This is a genomic window from Streptobacillus felis (assembly GCF_001559775.1).
In the GTDB taxonomy this organism is placed as follows: Bacteria; Fusobacteriota; Fusobacteriia; order Fusobacteriales; family Leptotrichiaceae; genus Streptobacillus; species Streptobacillus felis.
In genome coordinates, this window is sequence record NZ_LOHX01000101.1 from 32,107 (window position 1) to 54,196 (window position 22,090).

The 22,090-nt window shown below is 28.5% G+C and carries 18 protein-coding genes; 13 read left to right on the plus strand and 5 right to left on the minus strand.

The genetic code is table 11. The features are described from left to right. Positions 1 to 6: 6 nt before the first annotated feature. Genes AYC60_RS01685 through AYC60_RS08845 form a run of 3 tightly spaced genes read right to left on the minus strand, consistent with a single transcriptional unit; the run spans position 7 to position 2,435 of the window. Positions 7 to 816 (minus strand): Cof-type HAD-IIB family hydrolase, encoded by an 810-nt coding sequence (locus AYC60_RS01685; RefSeq protein ID WP_067320529.1) that lies wholly within the window; start codon positions 814 to 816, stop codon positions 7 to 9. Continuing rightward, a complete protein-coding gene (locus AYC60_RS01690) occupies positions 809 to 2,047 on the minus strand; it encodes a dicarboxylate/amino acid:cation symporter (RefSeq protein ID WP_067320532.1) in 1,239 nt (412 codons plus the stop codon). The genes AYC60_RS01685 and AYC60_RS01690 overlap by 8 nt, the downstream gene beginning before the upstream one ends. 46 nt (positions 2,048 to 2,093) lie before the next feature. Beyond that, positions 2,094 to 2,435 carry a hypothetical protein gene (locus AYC60_RS08845; protein WP_197416920.1) on the minus strand — a complete coding sequence of 114 codons (342 nt, stop codon included), beginning with the start codon at positions 2,433 to 2,435 and terminating at the stop codon, positions 2,094 to 2,096. Positions 2,436 to 2,863: 428 nt separating this feature from the next. Between AYC60_RS08845 and AYC60_RS01700 the strand changes: the two genes are divergently transcribed. The 12 genes from AYC60_RS01700 (at position 2,864) to AYC60_RS01750 (ending at position 14,919) form a co-directional block, all read left to right on the plus strand. Further along, positions 2,864 to 3,889 carry an extracellular solute-binding protein gene (locus AYC60_RS01700; RefSeq protein WP_067320538.1) on the plus strand — a complete coding sequence of 342 codons (1,026 nt, stop codon included), beginning with the start codon at positions 2,864 to 2,866 and terminating at the stop codon, positions 3,887 to 3,889. Between the two features lie 294 nt (positions 3,890 to 4,183). Then, complete coding sequence (gene agaV, locus AYC60_RS01705; protein WP_067320541.1) at positions 4,184 to 4,657, plus strand: PTS N-acetylgalactosamine transporter subunit IIB; 474 nt, start codon at positions 4,184 to 4,186, stop codon at positions 4,655 to 4,657. A gap of 18 nt (positions 4,658 to 4,675) precedes the next feature. Then, positions 4,676 to 5,443 (plus strand): PTS N-acetylgalactosamine transporter subunit IIC, encoded by a 768-nt coding sequence (agaW, locus tag AYC60_RS01710; protein WP_067320545.1) that lies wholly within the window; start codon positions 4,676 to 4,678, stop codon positions 5,441 to 5,443. Continuing rightward, positions 5,433 to 6,242: a PTS system mannose/fructose/sorbose family transporter subunit IID gene (locus AYC60_RS01715; RefSeq protein ID WP_067320548.1), complete on the plus strand. Its 810-nt coding sequence runs from the start codon at positions 5,433 to 5,435 to the stop codon at positions 6,240 to 6,242. The genes agaW and AYC60_RS01715 overlap by 11 nt, the downstream gene beginning before the upstream one ends. Positions 6,243 to 6,254: 12 nt before the next feature. Further along, on the plus strand, positions 6,255 to 6,680 hold the full coding sequence (gene agaF, locus AYC60_RS01720) for a PTS galactosamine/N-acetylgalactosamine transporter subunit IIA (RefSeq protein ID WP_067320550.1): 426 nt from the start codon (positions 6,255 to 6,257) through the stop codon (positions 6,678 to 6,680). 131 nt (positions 6,681 to 6,811) lie between these two features. Further along, positions 6,812 to 7,966, plus strand: a complete 1,155-nt coding sequence (locus AYC60_RS01725) for an SIS domain-containing protein (protein WP_067320552.1) — start codon at positions 6,812 to 6,814, stop codon at positions 7,964 to 7,966. 8 nt (positions 7,967 to 7,974) lie between these two features. Next, on the plus strand, positions 7,975 to 10,092 hold the full coding sequence (gene gnpA / locus AYC60_RS01730) for a 1,3-beta-galactosyl-N-acetylhexosamine phosphorylase (RefSeq protein ID WP_067320555.1): 2,118 nt from the start codon (positions 7,975 to 7,977) through the stop codon (positions 10,090 to 10,092). Positions 10,093 to 10,113: 21 nt separating this feature from the next. Further along, positions 10,114 to 11,445: a carbohydrate ABC transporter substrate-binding protein gene (locus AYC60_RS01735; RefSeq protein WP_067320558.1), complete on the plus strand. Its 1,332-nt coding sequence runs from the start codon at positions 10,114 to 10,116 to the stop codon at positions 11,443 to 11,445. 66 nt (positions 11,446 to 11,511) lie between these two features. Further along, positions 11,512 to 12,408: a carbohydrate ABC transporter permease gene (locus tag AYC60_RS01740; protein ID WP_231724608.1), complete on the plus strand. Its 897-nt coding sequence runs from the start codon at positions 11,512 to 11,514 to the stop codon at positions 12,406 to 12,408. 11 nt (positions 12,409 to 12,419) lie between these two features. Further along, positions 12,420 to 13,307, plus strand: coding sequence for a carbohydrate ABC transporter permease (locus AYC60_RS01745; protein ID WP_067320561.1), 888 nt, complete (start codon positions 12,420 to 12,422; stop codon positions 13,305 to 13,307). 8 nt (positions 13,308 to 13,315) lie between these two features. Continuing rightward, positions 13,316 to 13,483 (plus strand): DUF6903 family protein, encoded by a 168-nt coding sequence (locus AYC60_RS08850; RefSeq protein WP_180136001.1) that lies wholly within the window; start codon positions 13,316 to 13,318, stop codon positions 13,481 to 13,483. Continuing rightward, entirely contained in the window at positions 13,480 to 14,919 is a 1,440-nt protein-coding gene (locus tag AYC60_RS01750; protein WP_067320565.1) for an arylsulfatase, read from the plus strand. Before AYC60_RS08850 ends, AYC60_RS01750 begins: the two co-directional genes overlap by 4 nt. Positions 14,920 to 14,946: 27 nt before the next feature. Here AYC60_RS01750 and AYC60_RS01755 read toward each other — a convergent pair whose 3' ends face one another. Both AYC60_RS01755 and lacD read right to left on the minus strand, forming a co-directional pair. Then, positions 14,947 to 19,407: a S6 family peptidase gene (locus AYC60_RS01755; RefSeq protein WP_067320568.1), complete on the minus strand. Its 4,461-nt coding sequence runs from the start codon at positions 19,405 to 19,407 to the stop codon at positions 14,947 to 14,949. Positions 19,408 to 19,531: 124 nt separating this feature from the next. Next, entirely contained in the window at positions 19,532 to 20,506 is a 975-nt protein-coding gene (lacD, locus tag AYC60_RS01760) for a tagatose-bisphosphate aldolase (protein ID WP_067320571.1), read from the minus strand. 349 nt (positions 20,507 to 20,855) lie between these two features. On the opposite strand from lacD, the gene AYC60_RS01765 reads away from it, so the two are divergent. Next, complete coding sequence (locus AYC60_RS01765; RefSeq protein ID WP_067320574.1) at positions 20,856 to 22,079, plus strand: phosphoglycerate kinase; 1,224 nt, start codon at positions 20,856 to 20,858, stop codon at positions 22,077 to 22,079. Positions 22,080 to 22,090 lie beyond the last annotated feature (11 nt).

Consider the following 22,090-nt stretch of genomic DNA (forward strand, 5'->3'; position numbering starts at 1 on the left):
ACCTCCTTACAAATTAAATATTTCTTCTATTTTTTTTGCTTCCCCATCATTATCATTAGTATCTACCATTTCAAGATCTTTAGCTATTTCTTTTAATAAATAAATGGCATTTCCCATAACATAGCCCTTACCTACTTCTTTTAACATTTCATAGTCATTTAAAGAATCTCCAAATGCAATAGCCTCAGATAATTTAATTCCATCTTTATTTAATATATATTCTGCAGCCTTAGCCTTATTAGCATCTTTATTAAATATTTCAAGACAGTTATTTCCAACAAATACTACATTTAAATCTGCATCTATTTCTTTTTGTATCTTTTCTCTTAATTTTAATAAACCTTCATGTTTACCTATGAAGTGCATCTTATTAAATGTTTTAGACATAAATTCTTCAGGTGATACTGTATTAGGAAAATATGGTTTATCCGGTCTTTCTTTTCTATAATACTCCTCCGCTTTTTTATCTGTTACTAACCATATATTTCTAAAATATCCATTTATTAATAAATCTTCACCACATGATTTATAGTCTATAGTTGCTATCTTTCTTACAGTTTCAAGATCTAAGGTATTGTTATATACTTCATTTCCATCCTCATCTAAAATTCTTGTACCATTTACAGTGATTAATGGTATTTTTACCCCTATAGAATCTGCTATTTCCTTAGTCGATGCATAAAGTCTTCCTGTAGCTATATAGAACTTATATCCTTTTTCTACAAATTTTTTTATAACTTTTTTACTATATTCACTTACTTCATGATTACTATTTAATAAAGTACCATCAAGATCTGTTACTACTGCTTTATACATTTTTTTCACCTTTTTTTAATAACCAATTTTTACCTTCTACCATTCTAGCAACTAGCATAGAAGCAACTGTATCTCCAGCTGCATTAATCATAGTTGCAGGTGGATCTATTAAATATCCTATAGTAGCAATTATAGGGAAGGCTTCAGGTGGGAAACCATATAGATTTACTATTAACATTTCTCCTATTAAACCTCCACCAGGTATACCTGACATTACTACTCCCCCTGCTATAGATAAAAGTATAGCAGTAAGATAAGTACTAAATCCTGTAAATGGAATATTAAATACACCAAATAGAAAAGATATTTTTAATATAGTTCCTATAACTGTTCCATCCATATGAGCTGTAGCTCCTATTGGTAATACTATATCAGATATATCTTTAGGAACTCCAATATTTTCACAAGCTTCTATATTTATAGGTAAAGTTGCTATAGAACTTTGAGTTGCAACTGCTGTAACAGCAGGGGATAATACATATTTTAAAGATTTAACTCCTTCTTTACCTCCAGCTACATATGCATATATAGGGAAGAAAATTAATATGTATAAGATACATAAAGGATAGTATATTAACATAGCCTTAGTATATGAACCTATTAATTCTTTACCATATTCTCCTACTAATGCCGCAAAGTAAGCACCTAAACCTATAGGAGCATAATACATAATATATCCTATCATTTTTAATAAAGTTTTAGATAAAGCATCTAAAAAGTTTGAAATTACTCTTCCTGATTCTCCTATTGCATTAACACAGAATCCGAAAAATATTGTAAATATTATTAGTGGTAGCATATTTTTTCTTGAAATTAATTCTGGAAAATCTGTAACAGTAAATGTTTTAACTATTTGATCCCATGTTGAAATAGTTTTTAACTCTGCAACTTCATTTACAACTATATTTACTCCTTCTGCAGGTGGAAATACCTTAACAACAAATAAGATTATTACTGAAGCTATAAATCCTGTAACAACAAATACTATAAGCATAGATCTAATTATATTCCCTAATCTTTTCATATTAGTCATATTAGAAATTGATGATGCTATAGTAGCAAATACAAGAGGTACAACTATAGTAAACATTAAGTTAATAAATAAGTCTCCAAAAGGTTTTAAAACCTTAGCCTTTTCTCCAAAAACAGCTCCTATTAAAGAACCTGTAATTATAGATAAAATTAAAATAATAGAAAATTTATATGACTGCCATATACTTTTTTTCTCCATTTTTCCTCCAAAATATTTTTATTTATTTTTTATTATACTTTTTTTATTATTCTCTTTCAACTATTAATTTTTCATTTTTGTATTCTTCTACAAGTTTATGTATAATTATAGTCTCTAATGCTAAATAGATAAATAAAATAGATAATACAAATATTATTATAGACAATAAAAAAATATATACAAATTCATCAATATTGCTTAATATTAAAAATATTGTTGCTACAAATATTGTAATGAATAAAGCAAAGATAAAAAAGTATTTGATATATCTTAACCATTTTGCCTTAACTACTTCCTTAAATTCAGCAAAAACATTTTTATTTTCTTCATCTTCGTTATTAATTAATACTACAAAATATGTAATATATAGAGAGGTAGTTATTATCATTATCATCCCATAAAATCTAGAAATTATTGCTCCAATAAGAGTATTTATTACTAAGTAAAAAATTACCGTTAATAATATATACAAGAATTTCTTATTACCAAAACTTTTACCACTAAATCTTTCTATAAAACTAAATTGTAAATAGGTTACAGAAAAAGTTAAATATACGGATATAACTATTACTAATAAAATGTTTTGATTTACAAAATTAATCAAAAAATATAAAGGTAATGAAAATATAAATGCCCTTGATATAATATACAAAATATTTGAAGAAAATGTCTTAAAAATTTCTTTTAAAATAATAATCACCCCTTAATTTTAAATACCTATTAATTATACCTTTTTTCACAAATAAAAATCAATTGATATATTTTATTTTTTTTGCTATCATATATTAACATCAAAAAGAAAGAAGGAAGGTGACAATGAAAAGATTAATTTATTTATTAATGTTTTTTGTTTTAATCAGCTGTGGAGCTAACACAGAGAAAAAGGAAGTTTTAAACATCTACACATGGGAATCATTTGTGCCAGATGAAATATTTGAAGATTTTGAGAAAGAAACTGGTATAAAGGTTAATGTAAGTTTCTATGATACTAATGATGTTATGCTTTCTAAATTATTATCAGGAGTAAAGGAATATGATATCATTTCTCCATCTACGGATTTTATAAAAGTTTTAAGAGACAATGATTTCTTAGAAAAATTAGACAAGTCTAAATTTAATAATGTTTTTGAAAACATTACTATTTCAAAAGATTTATTAAAAACTTATGATGAGAATCTAGATTATACTATACCATATAATTTATTTGCTACAGGTATAAGTCTAAAAAATGATTCAGTAAATCCTAAATATGCAGAAGAAAGAAGTTTAGAAATACTATTAGATCCTGAATACAAGTCTAGAATGACTATACTTGATGATTCAAGAGAAGTTATAGGGATGGCATTACAATATTTAGGATATCCATCAGACTCTAAAAATGATAATGAATTACAAGAGGCAAAAGATTTAATCTTAAAATGGAAAGAAAATATTGCTAAATTTGAAAATGTTACTTATGGTAAAGGTTTAACTACTGGTGAGTTTGTTGCAGTACATGGATATCAAGATGTATTTTATGAAATAGATGAGGAAGAATTTAAAGAATATACTTACTACTTACCAAAAGGGGCTATGATGTACATAGATACTATGGCTATACTTAAAGAGGCTCCTAATAAAGAAAATGCATACAAATTCTTAAATTTCCTATATCAACCTGAAAACTTTGTTAAAGTTTTAGATCAATTTAAAACGCCAAGTATATTCTCACATATTAAAGCAAACAAAGCTCCAATATTAGAACTTGAATATGTTTTACAAAATTCAACTTTACCTAATGCATTAGATGACGAGGCTAAAGAAAAACAAGACAAAATATGGAATGAAATAAAAGTTAAATAGATAGAAAAAGCATCAAAAGAAAACTTTGATGCTTTTTGTTTTAAAATACAATTTCAATTAATATTATTTTTTGAAATTTATTTTCATATTTTTTATATTTAAGTATATTAAGTCAAACTTCTATAACCCTTGTTTTTACTTGGATTGTAGAAAAAGTCCAATATAATGGTTGCAAAAAAATGAAAAAAATTTCTATATAAGATATTGACAAATTGAAAAAATGAATTATACTTTAGTTAAACGGTGACAGTGGTATGGACCTTATGCACCTAAAAAAATTAAAGGAGGAATTTTATGCCAAATATTTTAGCTGCTAGAATAGACAACAGGCTTATTCATGGACAAGTTGGAATGACATGGGTTAACAGTTTACAAGCAAACTTAATTTTAGTTGCAAATGATGAAGTTGCTACAAATACTGTTCAACAATCTTTAATGGACATGGTTGTTCCAGAAGGTATACAAACTAGATATTTCACAGTTGAAAAAACAGCTGCTGTTATACACAAGGCTTCACCAAGTCAAAAAATACTTTTAGTTTGTAAAACACCACAAGATGTATTAAGACTAACTGAGTTAGGTTTAAAACTTGACGAATGGATAGTTGGAAACATGCACTTTGCTGAAGGGAAAACTCAAATCACACCTACAGTTTCTGTAGATGATGATGATAGAGAAGTTCTTAGAAAAATTTCAAGTCATGGTATCAAACTTACAATTAAAGGGGTACCAACAGATAAAGGTCAGGAATTAATTAATTTATTATAGTAAAGGAGAGGAATCTTTATGTTATTAAAAGCAATTTTAATCGCTATCTGGGCTGGATTTGCTGGAATAGAACAATTTGATGGACTTCAAACTTTCCACAGACCAATATTTTCAGGTTTAATCATAGGATTAATCTTAGGCGATGTTAAAACAGGATTAATGGTAGGAGGAAGCTTAGAGCTTGTATGGATGGGACTAGTTCCACTTGCAGGTGCTCAACCACCTAACATAGTTGTTGGAGGAGTTTTCGGAGTTTCACTTGCACTACTATCAGGATTACAAGCACAAGAAGCTATAGGTATTGTTTTCCCACTTGCAGTAATAGGACAAATAATTGTTACTTTAATGTTCTCTTTATATTCAGGTATGATGAAATTAGGAGACCAAGCTGCAGAAGAAGCTAATCCAGAAGGTGTTGATAGATTAGTATATATTCAATTACTAATTAGATTCGTATTATTTGGTGGAGTTACATTCCTATTTGTATACTTCGGTGGAGATGCTGTTAAAACTATTATAGATCTATTACCACAAAAAGTTGTTTCTGGATTTGGAACAGCAGGTGGAATGATGCCAGCAATAGGATTTGCATTATTATTAAATATCATGCTTAAAAAAGAATACTTTGGATTCTTAATTGTTGGTTTCGTATTAGCTGCTTACTTAAAACTTGACTTAGTAGCTGTTACATTAGTTGCAATAGCAATGGCTTTATATGATTATTATTCAAACTCTTCTAAAGCAGTAGAAGTTGTAAGAAATGAGGAGGAAGAAAATGGAATCTAAATATACTGATAAACAAGTTAAAAAAGTTGTAACGCCAAGTATGTTAAATAAAATGGCTATTCGTTCTTTCTTTTGCCAAGGTGCATTTAATATGGAAAGAATGCAAGCTGCAGGTTGGTTATATTCTTTAAACCCTGCATTAAAAGAAATACATACAAATAAAGAAGATTTATCTAAATCAATGAAAATGCACATGGAATTCTTCAACACTCACCCATTATTAATTACATTTATATTAGGGTTAGTAGTTGCTATGGAAGAAAATAAAGAAGATGTTGAAACTATAAGAGCGATTAAAGTATCTACTATGGGACCTTTAGGAGGAATAGGAGATTCATTATTCTGGTTAACATTCTTATCAATTTCAGCTGGTCTTGGAGCATCTTTTGCTCTTCAAGGATCTATAGTTGGTCCATTAGTATTCTTTGTATTATTTAATGCAATGCAATTTACATTAAAATTTGGATTAATGCACTATGGATACAAAACTGGGGTTAACTCAATAGCTACATTAAAGGCTAACACTCAAAAATTCACTAAATCTATTACTATATTAGGATTAACTGTAGTAGGTGCTATGATAGCTTCATTTATAGGATTAACAACTAAAATTGTTATACCTGCTGGAGAAGCAAGTGTTAACTTACAAGAAAGCTTTGATAAAGTTATGCCAAGATTATTACCAGTTGGGTATACATTCTTAATGTTATACTTATTAAGAAAGAAAGTTTCTCCACTTAACTTAGTTATACTTACATTAATCATAGGTATTGTAGGAACTTTCCTTGGTATAATATAGTAAGGAGCATAAATGATAAAAGTATTATTAACAGGACACGGAAAAATTTCTTCTGGAATACTTTCTTCAGTAGAATTAATATATGGAGTTGCTGAAGAGTTAGTTGCAATAGACTTTACTCAAGATGTAACACCCGAAGTTTTAGAAGAAAAAATTGAAAATGAAATAATTTCAAGTACAGATGGAGTTTTAGTTCTATCTGACATAGTTGGGGGAACTCCATTTAAAACAGCTTCAATGTTAACTTTAAAACATAAAAATGTTAAAGTTATAGGTGGTATGAACTTACCTATGGTACTTGAAGTATTATCTGAAAGAGATTATTCTACTACTGAAAAATTATATAGCTTCGCATTAGAAGTTGGAAAAGAAGAAATTACAGGTTTTGAACTTAAAGTTAAAGAACAAACTTCAGATGATTTTGAAGATGGTATATAGAAAAAAAGTGATCTTAGGATCACTTTTTTTAATATATTTTTACACTAGCATATTGACTTTTTGAATTTTTAAAGTATAATATATTAAGAATACAAATTGGTTAGTACCAGTTGAAAAAAGAGGTGAATAAAATGAAATATTTAGGAATTTGTGAAAACATTCTAACTGAAACAAATTCGTTTAATACAGCTAAAGAAATCCATGGACAAACAGAAATATGGACTAAAGCTGTTGACTATTTTGAAGCAAACAAGGAGAAAGTTACTGCTTTTTTAGAAAAAGTTGGTAAAGATGCACAAGTAATATTTACAGGTGCTGGAACTTCAGAATATGTAGGTAACATATTAGCACCAATGTTAAATTCTATGCAAGAAGGAGATTTTAGATCTATAGCTACTACAGATATAGTTAATAATCCTCTTCACTATCTTAAAAAAGATAAAAAAGTTTTATTAGTTTCATTTGCAAGATCAGGAAACTCTCCTGAATCAGTAGCAACTATTAATCTTGCAAATAAATTAGTTAAAGAAGTTTATCATTTATTTATTACTTGTAATCCTGAAGGAGAGCTTGCGCAAATGGCTACTACTCCAGAATACATTAATAATACTTTAGTATTAATGATGCCAGAAGGAAGTAATGATAAAGGATTTGCAATGACTTCAAGTTTCTCTAGTATGTTAATGACAGCTATGCTAGTGTTCTATAACAAAACTAGTGCTGCTAATATGAGAGAAGTTATCTCTTTAGTAGAAAAAGAAAGAGATGTTAAACTTGAAACTATTAAAGCTATAGCAAATGAAGATCAAGATAGAATAATAGTATTAGGTGACGGTCCTTTCAAAGGTCTTGCTGAAGAATTAACACTAAAAGTTATGGAACTTACAGCAGGTAAAGTAGTTGCTAAAAGTGATACTACTTTAGGATTCAGACATGGTCCTAAATCAATAATCAATAATAATACTATAGTATTCTTATTACTTTCTAGTGAAGCTCATTCAAGAAAATATGCACTAGATATTTTAACAGAAATGAAATCTGAAAATGTAGCAAATAATATAGTTACATATTCATTAAAAGACTGTGATTGTGTTAAAGAAGCAAGTAAAGTTGTAGTAAGTCCTGCAGTAGAAATTAGTCTTGAAAAAGCAATATTTACATACTTAATCTACGGACAAATGTATGCATTCTTTAAATCACAACACTTCAACTTAACTACTGATAATCCTTTCCCTAGTGGAGAAGTTAACAGAGTAGTTAAAAAATTCCAAATTTATGAATTTTAGGAGAGAAAATGAGTAGAGTTACATTACCTATAGAAAAAGGTTGTGAAGAATTAGTTTTAGAACTAATTAAATTATGGGGTGCTGACGCTATTAGAAATAGTGACGGTACAAAATTAAATGAATTTTTTGAAAATCTTGATGCAAAGGTTTATTCTACATACTTTCCAGCAAGGGAAGATCAAGAATGGCCTAGACAAAATCCAGATGAAATACAACATCAAGCTTTAATATCTGAAAGATATACTGCTTTTGATGATACTTTAGAAATTGATCCTATGGCTGGATACTATAAGGAACAATTAGAATTAGATCCAGAAACTGTAGATTATTGGCAAGTTTTTGATAGAACAACAGGAGAGCTTGTTACTAAAGAAAACTGGACTTTTGATGGTAATGTAGTAAAAATTAATAAAGTTACAAAATTCCATGAATATACAGTAAACTTTTTCTCAAAGCAAGTTTGGGACACAACTCATATGTATAACCATATGACTAACAACTGGGATACTGATAAATCTATCCCATATGATGCTGTATTTGATAAAACTCGTGAGCATATATATGCTCATTTAAAAGAATGGTGCGAAAGAAATACTAATATTAATGTGGTTAGATTCACTACTTTCTTTTATCACTTTACTATTATGTATAACCAACATGCTATGCAAAAATTTGGAGACTGGTTTGGATATTCTGCTTCAGTTTCTCCAAAAATGTTTGAAAAATTCAAAGAAGAAAAAGGTTATGAAATCACTTTAGAAGATATTATAGACAAAGGATATTATAACAACCAATTTAGAAATCCAAGTAAGGTATTCTTAGACTACATAGATTTCATGCAAAAATTTGTATCTACTCTTGCAAAAGTATGTGTAGATATAGTTCATGAATATGGTAAAGAAGCCATAATGTTTATAGGTGATAACTGGGTAGGTACTGAGCCTTATGGTAAATATTTCAAAAATATTGGACTAGATGGTGTTGCAGGATCTGCTGAATGTGGTGTAGATATTAGAATGGTTTCTGATATGGAAGATGTAAGAATAAAAGAAATTAGATTCTTACCTTACCTATTTCCAGATACTTTTTATGAAGGAAATACTCCTCACTTAGAATGGGAATACAACTGGATGAGATCAAGAAGAGCTATACTTACTAAAAAAGTTGACAGAATGGGATTTGGAGGATATTTGTCACTTGCAGCTAAATTCCCTGAATTTGTTGACGGTGTAACTAAATCAACTAATGAATTTAGAGAAATACACGAAAATAGCCCTAATGAAGATTGTATTAAACCAGATTACAAAATTGGTATATTAAACTCTTGGGGTAAAATTAAATCATGGCAAGCAAATAGAACAGGTCATGCATCTGGAGTTAAGGAAAATTTATCATATATAGGTGTACTTGAAGCTCTTTCAGGATTACCATATAACTTAGAATTTATTAACTTTGATGATGTTAAAAATCCTGAAAAATTAGCTGAATTTAAGGTAATAATAAATGTTGGAGAAGCTAATACATCATTTTCTGGTGGATGTAACTGGAAAGATGAAAAAGTTCTTAGTGCAATAAGAGAATTTGTTGCAAAAGGAAATAGCTTTATAGGAGTTGGAGACCCTTCTGCTACTTGTGGAAATGGTACTTACTTCCAATTACAAGATGTTTTAGGTGTAGATAAAGAAGTTGGAAATACTTTACAATTTTCTAGATACATGAAACAAAATGAAGAAAAACATTTTGCTTTTGACCAAATTCAAGGTAAAATATATATAGGAAATAGAAACAAATATATCTACTCTACTAATGAGAATTTAGAAATACTTCAACTTGATAAAGAATTCGGTGTTGAAGCAAGTATAAATAATTATGGTAAAGGTAAGGGGGTTTATTTACAAGGGCTACCTTATAGCGTAGAAAATACTCGTTTCCTATACAACATTATTAGATATGTTACTAATGATTTAAATAAAAAATATGTAAGTGACAACATTTATGTTGAAGCTTATGAGTTTAAAGACTATATAGCTATAGTTAATAACTCTGCTGAAAGTCTTACATCAAACATTACAGGACTTGGTAATGTTGAATTATCAAAATATGAACTTAAATGGATTAAGAAATAAATATTTAGGAGGTAAACAAAAATGAAAAAAATGTTTAAATTAGCTCTTATGGCTATTTTAACTATATTCACTATTGCTTCATGTGGAGCAAAAGCTGAAGAAAAACCAGCAGCGGAAGGAGAAAAAGTTACTTTAAAATTTGCAGCAATTGAAAGTGCTTATGGTGATCAAATGTGGCCAGCTATAATTGAAGCATACAAACAAGTAAACCCTAACGTTGAAATAGAATTAAATCAATCAAAAGATATCGAATCTACATTACCTGGATTATTCCAAGCTGAAGATTATCCAGATGTAGTAATGTTAGCTTTAAGTAGAAAAGCAGGAATACCTGAAAACTTTGTTAAAGAACAAGCTTTAGCTGAATTAACTTCAGTTCTTGACATGACAGTACCTGGTGAAAGTGTTACAGTAAGATCTAAATTAACTGATGGTGCAGTTGGAAATAACCAAACTGATCCTTACTTAGATGGTAAAACTTACTTAATGCCTATGTTTAATTCACCTACTGGATTATTCTTCAACAAAGGATTATTCGAAGAAAAAGGATGGGCAGTTCCTACAACTTGGGATGAAATGTTAGCACTTGCTGAAACTGCAAAAGCTGAAGGAATTTCATTATTAACTTATCCAACACCTGGATACTTAGATTCATTCTTACCACCAATCTTAGCTGCTAAAGGTGGAACTGAATTTTTAAACAAAGCTATGAGCTATGAAGAAGGTGTATGGACTTCAGAACAAATGACAGAAGTATTCAAATTATTAGGTGAAGTTACTAAATATGTTCACCCTACTACAGTAGCTAATGCTAATGGAGAAGGATTCACTAAAAACCAACAATTAGTAATAGATAACAAAGCATTATTTATGCCTAATGGTACATGGATAGTAGGAGAAATGGCAGCTACTACTCCTGAAGGATTCAAATGGGGAATGACTGCATATCCAGCATTCGAAAAAGATGGAAAACAATATGCAATTAACTTCTTTGAACACATTTGGGTGCCTGCAGCAGCTAAAAATGTTGAAGCAGCTAAAGAATTTATCGCTTTCTTATATTCTGATGTAGCAGCTAAAATATTTGCTGAAAAAGGTGCAGTTCAACCTATTACTAACTATCCTTTCGATATGTTAAGTGAAGAAAACCAAGTATTCTACGAAGCATTCAAAAATGGTGCTAACCCTCTAGCAGGTGGATTTGCAGCAACTGCTCCAGTAGAAGGTGTTGACGTTAAAGGAACAGTTTATGGAACTATCAACTCTGTAATTAATGGAACTAAATCTGTTGAAGATTGGCAAGCAGATGTTGCTAAAATGGCTGATACTTTAAGACCTCATGTAATTAAATAATAATTAGATATTGATATACATATTGCAGAGGGCGAATGCTCTCTGTAATATTTTTAGGGAGGAATAGTGAAGAAAGGTAAGAATTATTCAAGAAATTTATTTATATTCTTTTCTTTAGCTCCTGCTATGATTTTATACATAATGTTTAGAATTATACCTACATTCCAAGTATTTAGAATGTCTTTATTCAAAACTAGTGCATTATCAAGAAATCCACAATTTGTTGGTTTAAACAATTTCAAGATACTTTTTAATGATCCAAAGTTTATTAAAACATTCCAAAATACTATACTTTTAATTGTGGTTGTTACTGTTGTAACTCTTGCTATTGCTGTTATATTTGCTGCAATACTTGCTACAGAAAAAATTAAAGGTGCAAATTTATTTAGGATAATTTTCTACATACCTAATATATTATCTATAGTAGTAGTTTCAGGAATTTTCGCAGCAATATATGATCCAGGTCGTGGTTTAATAGATAGTATATTAATAATGTTTAGAATTAAACCTCCACAGTTTGGATGGCTTGGAGATCAAAGTATAGTAATCTACTCTATTGCATTTGCACTAATATGGCAAGCAATAGGTTATTATATGGTAATGTATATGGCAGCTATGTCAGCAATACCAGAAAGTTTATATGAAGCAGCTGATATTGATGGTGCAGGTAAAATAACTAAGTTCTTTAGAATTACTCTACCATTAGTATGGCTAAATATTAGAGCTACTTTAGCTTTTTTTATAATAAGTACAATAAATCTAAGTTTCCTATTAGTAATTCCACTTACAGGTGGAGGACCAGATGGAGCAACTGAAGTATTCTTAAGTTACATGTACTCTCAAGCATATACTAACCAAAGTTATGGTTATGGTATGGCTATAGGGGTTATAGTATTTATATTCTCATTTTCATTATCTGGAATAATTAACGTTGTTACTGATAGAGATATATTACAATATTAAGGAGGCCGTGAATGAAAAAGAAAAAAGGTATGAGTGCTGAAACTCTATACAAGCTATTTATATATGTAGCATTAATTACTTTTGCTATATCTATCATAGTTCCTGTTTCATGGGTATTTTTAGCATCTTTAAAACAAAATTCTGAATTTGCTGGTTCTCCATGGAAATTACCTATGGGATTTTACTATCAAAACTTCGTAGATGCATTTGTTAATGCAAAAATGGGAGATTATTTATTAAACTCTATTTATGTTACAGCTCTTGCATTAGTACTTTTAATTATAGTTGCACTACCTGCATCATATGTACTTGCAAGATTTGAATTTAAAGGTAGAGCTTTCTGGAATTCTTTCATGAAAGCTGGTTTATTTATCAATGTTAACTATATAGTTATCCCTATATTTTTAATGTTACTTGATGGTGATAAGTTCTTAAGAAGAAATGAATTAATCAAAAAAGCTTTCTTCTTAGACAATATGACAGTACTAGCAATAATATATATGTCAACTGCATTACCATTTACTATATATCTATTAACTAACTTCTTCCAATCTATTTCTAATACTTATGAAGAAGCAGCGTATATAGATGGTGCAGGACACTTCACTACTATGGTTAAGGTAATGGCACCTATGGCTAGACCTAGTATAATTACAGTAATATTATTCAATTTCTTAGCATTTTGGAACGAATATATTATTGCCTTAACATTATTACCTGGACCTCAAAAAACTCTTCCAGTTGGATTAATGACATTAATGGCTGCAAGTAGAGGTGCTGCAAATTATGGAAGACTTTATGCAGGTATGGTTATAGTAATGTTACCAACACTAATACTATATATTATAGTTCAACAAAAACTTACAGAAGGTATGACTGCCGGTGGAAGTAAGGAATAGGAGCAAATATGAATAATAAAATAAAGAAAGTAATTTATCTGATTTTATTCGTTCTTTTTTTCAAATTAATAGTAGACGGGCAAAAAACTGTAGGTCTTAAAAATCTTGGACTTATGCTTGTTGGTTTATTTGGACTTATTGCACTTTTATGGGAATATAACAGAGGGCAAAAATGAAAAAAAAGAATGTAGTTTTAATAGTTGTTGATCAATTAAGATATGACAGCTTAGGAATTAATGGAAATGAAATAATATCTACCCCTCATCTGGATTTCTTAGCAGATGAGGGATATAATTTTAATAACGCTTATACAGCTACACCTTCTTGTGTACCTGCAAGAGCTTCTCTTCTAACAGGTTTAAAACCTGTTAATCATGGCCATGTAGGTTATGAAGACGGTATAGATTTTGATTATCCAAAAACTATAGCTACTGAATTTTCTGAACATGGATATTATTGTAAATGTATAGGTAAAATGCATGTATATCCAGCAAGAAGAAACTGTGGTTTCCATCATATAGAATTACATGATGGATATTTACATGAAAATAGAAAGTATGATAAATCATACATTTCTCAATACACTCAAACTGATGATTATTTAGATTGGCTAAAAGAAAAAATTGGTAATGAAGCTGACCTTATAGATCTTGGTTTAGATTGTAATTCTTGGGTTGCAAGACCTTGGCAATATGAGGAAAAATATCACCCTACTAATTGGGTAGTTACAAGAGGACTAGACTTCTTAAGAAAAAGAGATACTACTATGCCATTTTTCTTAAAACTATCTTTTGTAAGACCTCATTCACCACTAGATCCACCTAAGTATTACTATGATATGTATGCAAATACTGATTTTCCAACTCCACCTAAGGGAGATTGGATAGAAAAACTTGGATTAAATCAATTAACTAAATCTATATATGCAAAAAAAGGTATATTAAAAGATGATGAATTAAAAAGAGCTATAGCAGCCTACTATGGTTTAATTACTCACATAGATCATCAAATTGGTAGATTCTTAATAGGACTTGAAGAACATAATTTACTTGATGATACAATAATAATGTTTGTTTCAGATCATGGAGATGAACTAGGTGATCATAACTTACTTAGAAAGGGGTACCCTTATCAAGGAAGTACACATATACCTCTATTTATATATGACAAAGATATAAATGGTAAATTCAAAACTAAACAAATAAATGAAATAGTTGAATTAAGGGATATCTTCCCTACTTTAATTGAACTTGCAACAAATAACAAGACTAAAGATATAGATGGTAAATCTATGCTTACTACAATTAAAGATAATGAAGCTATACATGAATATTTACATTGTGAACATACACTAGATGACTATTCTAGTCAGTTTATTATTACTAAAGATTGGAAATATATTTGGTATAGTCAAACTGGTGTAGAACAACTATTTAATATATCAAATGATAAGAAAGAACTTCATGATTTAATAAATGAAAATGAAGAAATTGCAACAAAACTTAGAAACTATTTAATTAATGAACTTAAAGATAGAGAAGAAGGTTATGTTGAAAACAATAAATTAGTAGTTGGCATGAAATTTAATCCAACTCTTAGTTTTAAAAAATAACGGAGATTAATATCTCCGTTATTTTATTTACCATTTATATCCAAATCCTAAATCAAAGTTATAGCTTGAATATGTATTTCTATTTAAATTTAAACCAAATTTAGCATTAATTAATATATTTTTTGTAGGTTTACCATCTAAACCTAAACTGAATTTAGTTCTTAACATATCTGTATATGTATTTTCTAATACATCATTATCTTTCTTTATATTAATCTTAGCTAAATTAAATCCTAAATCTACATCAAAGAAAGTATCAACATACTTATGTTTAAGTTTAACTCCAGTTATATATCTTCCAGAAAATGGTGATGCATTTTCTATAGTTTCTTCATAGTTTGAAGAAATAATAGGATTAATTACATAACCTAAAGTATTCATATATTCTATATCTAAATCCTTAGTTACTTTAAATACTGGATTTATATATAAGTCTAAATTATGTTTTATCATATGTATATTCTTACTATTTACTGTATCATAAACATTAATATATCCAAGTCTCCCCTCTACTCTAAACATACCATATTTTACACCAATTTTAGGTAAAATTTCTGTTACTAAGAATCTTGAATCTACATCTTTATCTTCAGTTTTTGTAGTAACACTAGTATACATAGTACTAAAATCAAATCCTGAAAGTATATCAATATTTTTCACCTTATTTAATATTTCAAGATTTAATTTAACACCATTACTTGATAAATCATTTTTATATATACTATCTTCCTTATTATCCTTCTTAGTATAATTTACAAAAGATGCATAAATACCACTTTCAAATTTAGAAGGTGTTACACTACTTGAAAGTAAATTAAGTTCATTTAGGAACCATAATTTATTAACTTGTTTTTCTTCAATAATTTTAGTAAGTAATGCTAACATATCTCTTTTAACCAATTTATATCTATACATATTAGATAAGTCACTAGAATTTAATAAATTTATTTCATTAGGTAAGCTACCTATTACTATTTCCTTATCCTTATTAATATTACTTCCTAAATATATATTCATATTTACTTTTTCACTACTATCCGTACTATTTATATTTAATAAACTTTCTCTATTATTTAAAAAAAGGTTTATTATTGATGTTTTACTAGGATTATATTTATCTAGAGTAAGTACACTATCATTTAAGTTAATAGTACCTTCATTATTTACAGTTTTCATATTAGCATCTATATTAATATTCGCTCTTGTATTTTCCTTAATATTAATATTTGTACCTTTTAGAGCATTTACATTAACATTTAAAGTACCACTAGTAATATCTAACTCTTTTAACTTATTATCAATATTTATAAATTCTAAATCAGCATTACCTCTTTTTATAACCTTAATATCTCCACTAATTAAATTATTAATCTTTAAATTATTCTCTACTAAAAGATTTAGCTCTGAAATACCACTTCCACTATTAACTATGCTTCCTCTTTGATTATTAGCATCATCTAATTTTAAGTTTAATTTAGTACCCTTAACATCAAGTACTCCACCATCTTTAATTAGGAATTTATTATCTTTACCTAGTACATTTTCCTTATCTACTATTAAAGTAATATTACCATTTTCACTACCTTCTCTATTACCCATTACTGTAATATTACCAGTGTAGCTAGGATTTTCTGTATTAATCTTAACAGTACCACTAGTACTACGTTGTCCATCTACAACTATATTTTTATCTAATAGATTAGAATTTACTATTAGATTACCTCTACCCGATAGCTTATAATCCCCACTAGTAGTAATATTATTAACAGTTACTGTAGTATTTTCTTTTGCACCTATATACATATCTGTTTCAGAAGTATTTTCATTTTCTAACTCAAGTACTCCTTCAGAATTTTGTAGAATAATATCATTACTTGAATAATCTGCAAAGTTTCCATATTGTAAATCTATTATCCTATTTTTAGTTAGTATCTCTCTAATATTTACAGAACCATTTTTAACTACAAATTTAAATTTATTATCATCTAATACCTTATCTATTAATACTTTAGTACCATCTTCAATATTAATATTCTTAGCATCTTTTGATAAATGCATTCCTTTTAAAGTAACACTACCATTATCTCCACCTAAATTAATAGTTTTAATTTCATCAGATATTTTAATATTATCTGATCCTATAGTAATATTTTTTGTAGTACCTAAATAAAGTTTTGGATAATTTTTGTATTTAGTATCAAGTATAGGTACATCCTCTCCTAAACTTAATACCCCACTTGAATTTTTATCTATTCTATCAAGTAAATTAGAAAAATCAACCCTATTTTCAACTTCTAGTATAGCATTTCCATTAATTAAACTTACTGTATTACCTAAGCTAGTTTTTTCTTCTACCTTTAATCTTCCTTTTTCTACAGTAATATTACCTGCTATACTATTATCTTTACTATTTATTTCTGCTACTCCATCACCTTTTTTAGTAATGTTTGCACTTCCACTTAATTTAGCATCTATTTCTAGCTTATTATTATTCTCTACATTCATATTAAATGTATTATTATTTTCAAAATTAATATTTCCTAAAATTTTAGATTTATTAATTTCTTCTTCAGTCTTACCATTAACAAAGTCAAGTTTACCTTGTTTATCCTTAACTATACCTTCTAAGTTAGCATCAAGTCTAGCACCATTTTTAACATTAATATTACTTTCAATTTCTGCAGCTCTACCAATTTCTAAATTAGTATTTACACTTACTTCATTTGACTTAAATCTTGCTCTAATATACTCATTTTCTAAAACATCATTATCTGCCCCAACTATTACATTATCCCCTATTACTTTTACTTTACCTTTATTAATATTTAAATTACCATTTATTTCACTATTACCTCTTAACTCCCATTTAGTTTCATTTGTTGGAGTATATGTAACATCTAAATTACCCTTAAATGAACCTAGATATACTCTATCTTGTTCCCCTTTAGCCGAAAGAGTAAAATTAGATTTTTGACTATTACTATTATTAATTTCAGCATCACTATCTATATGATAAATGTCTTCAAAATTTAAATTATTACCATTTAAATCAAGTTTTCCACCTCTAAGACCAAAGTATATATTATTCTTATTAAGTTGATCAGCTGACATTATTTTAACAGTTGCACCTTTAGCAACTCTTACATTTTTTGCACCATATCCACCTGCATTACTTAATACTAAAGTCCCTTCCCCTATATTAATATCACCTTCGTTGTTACCAGTTGAATTAACATGAAGAGTACCCTTACCTATTTTTCTAACTACATTACCTTCATTAATTTTTAGTTTATACGTAAGAGTTTTCCCTTCAGCAACTACATATCCTGCTGCTTTTAAATCTGCAATACCATCTATTTTAGTATCCTCTTTAAATTCAAGTCTTGCTTCATTAGTATTAGTTTTAGATAATACCTGTATAGTTAAATTAGGAATGTTAAATACTTGATTTTTTACTTTATAAAAATTTAATGATGTGTCATCATTAATAAAATTTTTATCAAAATATATTTCTTTACCATCTACTATTAGTTTATTATTATTAAATACCACATTATACGCATTAGAAATTTCATTTGAATTTGTCTTATTTTTTATTTCTTTATATTTTGAAACATTACTTCTTAATACTGAATATACATGCCATGGATTAGTCTCACTTGCTCCATTTCCAGCACTATTATTGGCTAAATATAGCCATTTTTTATTATCCTTATCCCACCAAAACAAAGGAGATCCACTATCACCATTATTTGTTCCTATATCCATAACTGTTACTGGAATTCTCGAAAAACTTATATTAATCCTTGTTTCAAAAGGATCACTTGCAAAATATGTTATTTTATTTAAACCTCCAGTATAAGTTCTATTTACACGTGTCATTGTTCCGTTTTCATTGCTTATTGTTGTATTCCCCCGCCCCATTCTAGCGACTAAATCACCAATAGATAATTTTGAAAGGTCATATAACACTTCATTTTGTGTTCCATCATGTAAAACCCTATCTAACCTCACTATAGCCCAATCAGTTCCTATAGGCATATATTCTTTGCCCTCTGCAATTTCACTAAACTTTTTAATTTCATTTCTTCTTCTATAATATTCTTCAGTTGTAAGTTCTGAATCATTTTTAGAAAAAATATTATTATTATTTTCATATAAATTAACATCTCTTCTTATATGCCTACTTAAAAATTCATATCCAAAATGTAAATTACCTATATGTTTTACACCTGATAATATTTGAGGATCATCTAAGTAAGAATAATTAGCCTCCTTATTAACCCCATCAAAATTTGGCATCTTCTCAATAATGCCTACCTTAGTCCCATCATATTTATATATATTTATATTTTCATTTCCAACCTTAAATTTACCATTATTTAATGCAAATGATTGATAGTCAATAAAAGGTATATCATATCTTAATGCTCCTGAGTATGAAAAAATACTTTCAATAATTAATAATAGTGTAATTTTTTTATTCATATTATATCTACATCCTTATTTAATTAGCTATTTTTATTGTACTATACTATTAAATAAAAATAAAGGGGTATTATATAAACAAAAAAAGAACATATCATCTCTGATATGTCCAATTGCAAAATTATTATTTACCTAATTTTAATCTCCAGTCACTAGCTGTTTTGTTTAATACTTCATCAAGTGATGTAATTTTTTCTTTACCTTGAGTTTGTAACCATTCTTGTCCAGTTTCTCTTCCTTCTAAGCTATATGGTTTGATAGCATCTGCCCAAGTTGCTCTTCCACATAAAACTCCGTTAAATGTAGATCCTGCTTCCTTAGCTAATTCAAGTGATTTTTTAAATAAGTCCATGCTTACTCCACCTGATAAGAAGATAAATGGTAATGGAGTAGCTTCAGATTGTTCTTTATAGAATGCCTTAGCTTCTTCTTTAGTATATACCCATTCTTCACCATATCCTTCAACAAAGTTCATGTCTACAGGTATTTCCATTTTTAATACTGTAACGTTATATCTTTCTTTTGAAAATTCTTTCATCATTTCTATAACTTTATGAGGTCTAACTTTTGCATATTCTTTTCCAGTTTTTCCTTCTTCATCATAAGAAACTAATTCTAAATAGAATGGTATATCCTCTCCTAAACATTCAGAACCTAATCTTTCAACGAATATGTGTTTAGATTCATTTATTGATTTATCATCATCTACATCATAATAAAGTAAAAATTTAATCGCATCAGCACCTTGTTCTTTTAACCTTTTTACTGACCATTCTTCTAAAATATCTGGTAATCTACCTTTTTTAGTAGCATCATAACCTGTTTTTTCATAAGCAAGTAATAATCCTGCATCTGTAGCTCTTACTTTAGATGCTGGTAATCCAAATTCTGGATCTAATAAAATTGATGATGCATATTTAGTTAATTCAGATGAAACTAAACATTTGAAATCTTCAATTTTTTCAGTTGTTGCTTCAGAATAAGCTCCTATCATTTTTTTAATAGAACCTCTTTGGTCTATAGCTAATGCTCCTATTATCCCTTCTTTATTAGAAAGTCTTTCCATAGCTGCATAAACATTTTCAGAAATTTTTCTCATAACGTGAAATCCACCTTTCAAATATATATACTCCTATTATACAATATTTTAGTGAATTTTTCCACTTTTTTTGTATAAAATATAGATTTAAAAAGAACTACATAAATTTAAAAATGACCTGTTATAATATTATCATATTAATTAACTCAAAGTATCGAAATTTTTAAGTCCATATCATTAAATATATTCCCCCTTCATAAATTTTATTCTACTTTTGTCAATTTTAATACTATAAATTAAAATTATTTTAAAAAGTTATTTTTCTGTTTAAACCCCAAATATATCTTGAAAAAAAAGCACTTTAGTGCTATAATTATCTTGTAAAATCATATTTTTTAAGGAGAAAAAAATGGCAAAGAAAACTTTAAAAGATTTAGAAGTAAAAGGGAAAAAAGTATTAGTACGTGTTGACTTCAATGTACCCATAAAAGAAGGTGTTATCAAAGATGATAATAGAATTAAAGCTGCATTACCTACTTTAAATCACATTTTAGAAAATGGTGGAAAAGTTATAGCTTTCTCACACTTAGGAAGAATTAAAGCTGAAGAAGATAAAGCTTCAAAAACACTTGCACCAGTTGCTAAAAGATTAGAAGAATTATTAGGTAAATCAGTTAAATTTATACCTGCTACAAGAGGTACTGAACTAGAAGCAGCAGTTGCTGAACTTAAAGAAGGAGAAATCCTAATGTTTGAAAACACTCGTTTTGAAGATGTTGAAAACGGAGAAGTAGTTAAAAAAGAATCTAAAAACAATTCTGAACTTGGTAAATACTGGGCTTCACTTGGAGATGTATTTGTAAATGATGCATTTGGTACAGCTCATAGAGCACATGCTTCAAACGTAGGAATTTCATCTAACATTGCTGATTCTGCTGCAGGATTCTTAATGCAAAAAGAAATAGAATTCATAGGTGGAGCAGTTGATGAACCAAAAAGACCATTTGTTGCTATCTTAGGAGGAGCTAAAGTTAGTGATAAAATAGGTGTTATTGAAAACTTATTAGATAAAGCTGATAAAGTAATCATCGGTGGTGGAATGATGTTTACATTCTTAAAAGCTTTAGGTAAAAATACAGGTAAATCATTATTAGAAGAAGATAAAGTTGAACTTGCTAAACAATTAATAGAAAAAGCTGGTAACAAATTAATCTTACCTATAGATACTATAGTTGCTAAAGAATTTAACAACGATGCACCTCATCATGTAGTTTCAGTTGATGAAGTTAAAGATGATGAAATGGGACTAGATATAGGGCCAGCATCAATAGAATTATTTGCTAAAGAATTAGAGGGAGCTAAAACTGTAGTATGGAACGGACCTATGGGAGTATTTGAAATGCCTAACTATGCTAAAGGTACAATAGGTGTATGTGAAGCTATAGCAAACTTAGCTGACGCTGTAACTGTAATAGGTGGAGGAGATTCTGCAGCAGCTGCTATCCAACTTGGATATGCTGAAAGATTCTCTCATATATCTACAGGTGGTGGAGCTTCACTTGAATACTTAGAAGGTAAAGTTTTACCAGGAGTAGATGCAATAGCTGAAAAGAAATGTTGTTGTTGTCATTAATATAAATGCAC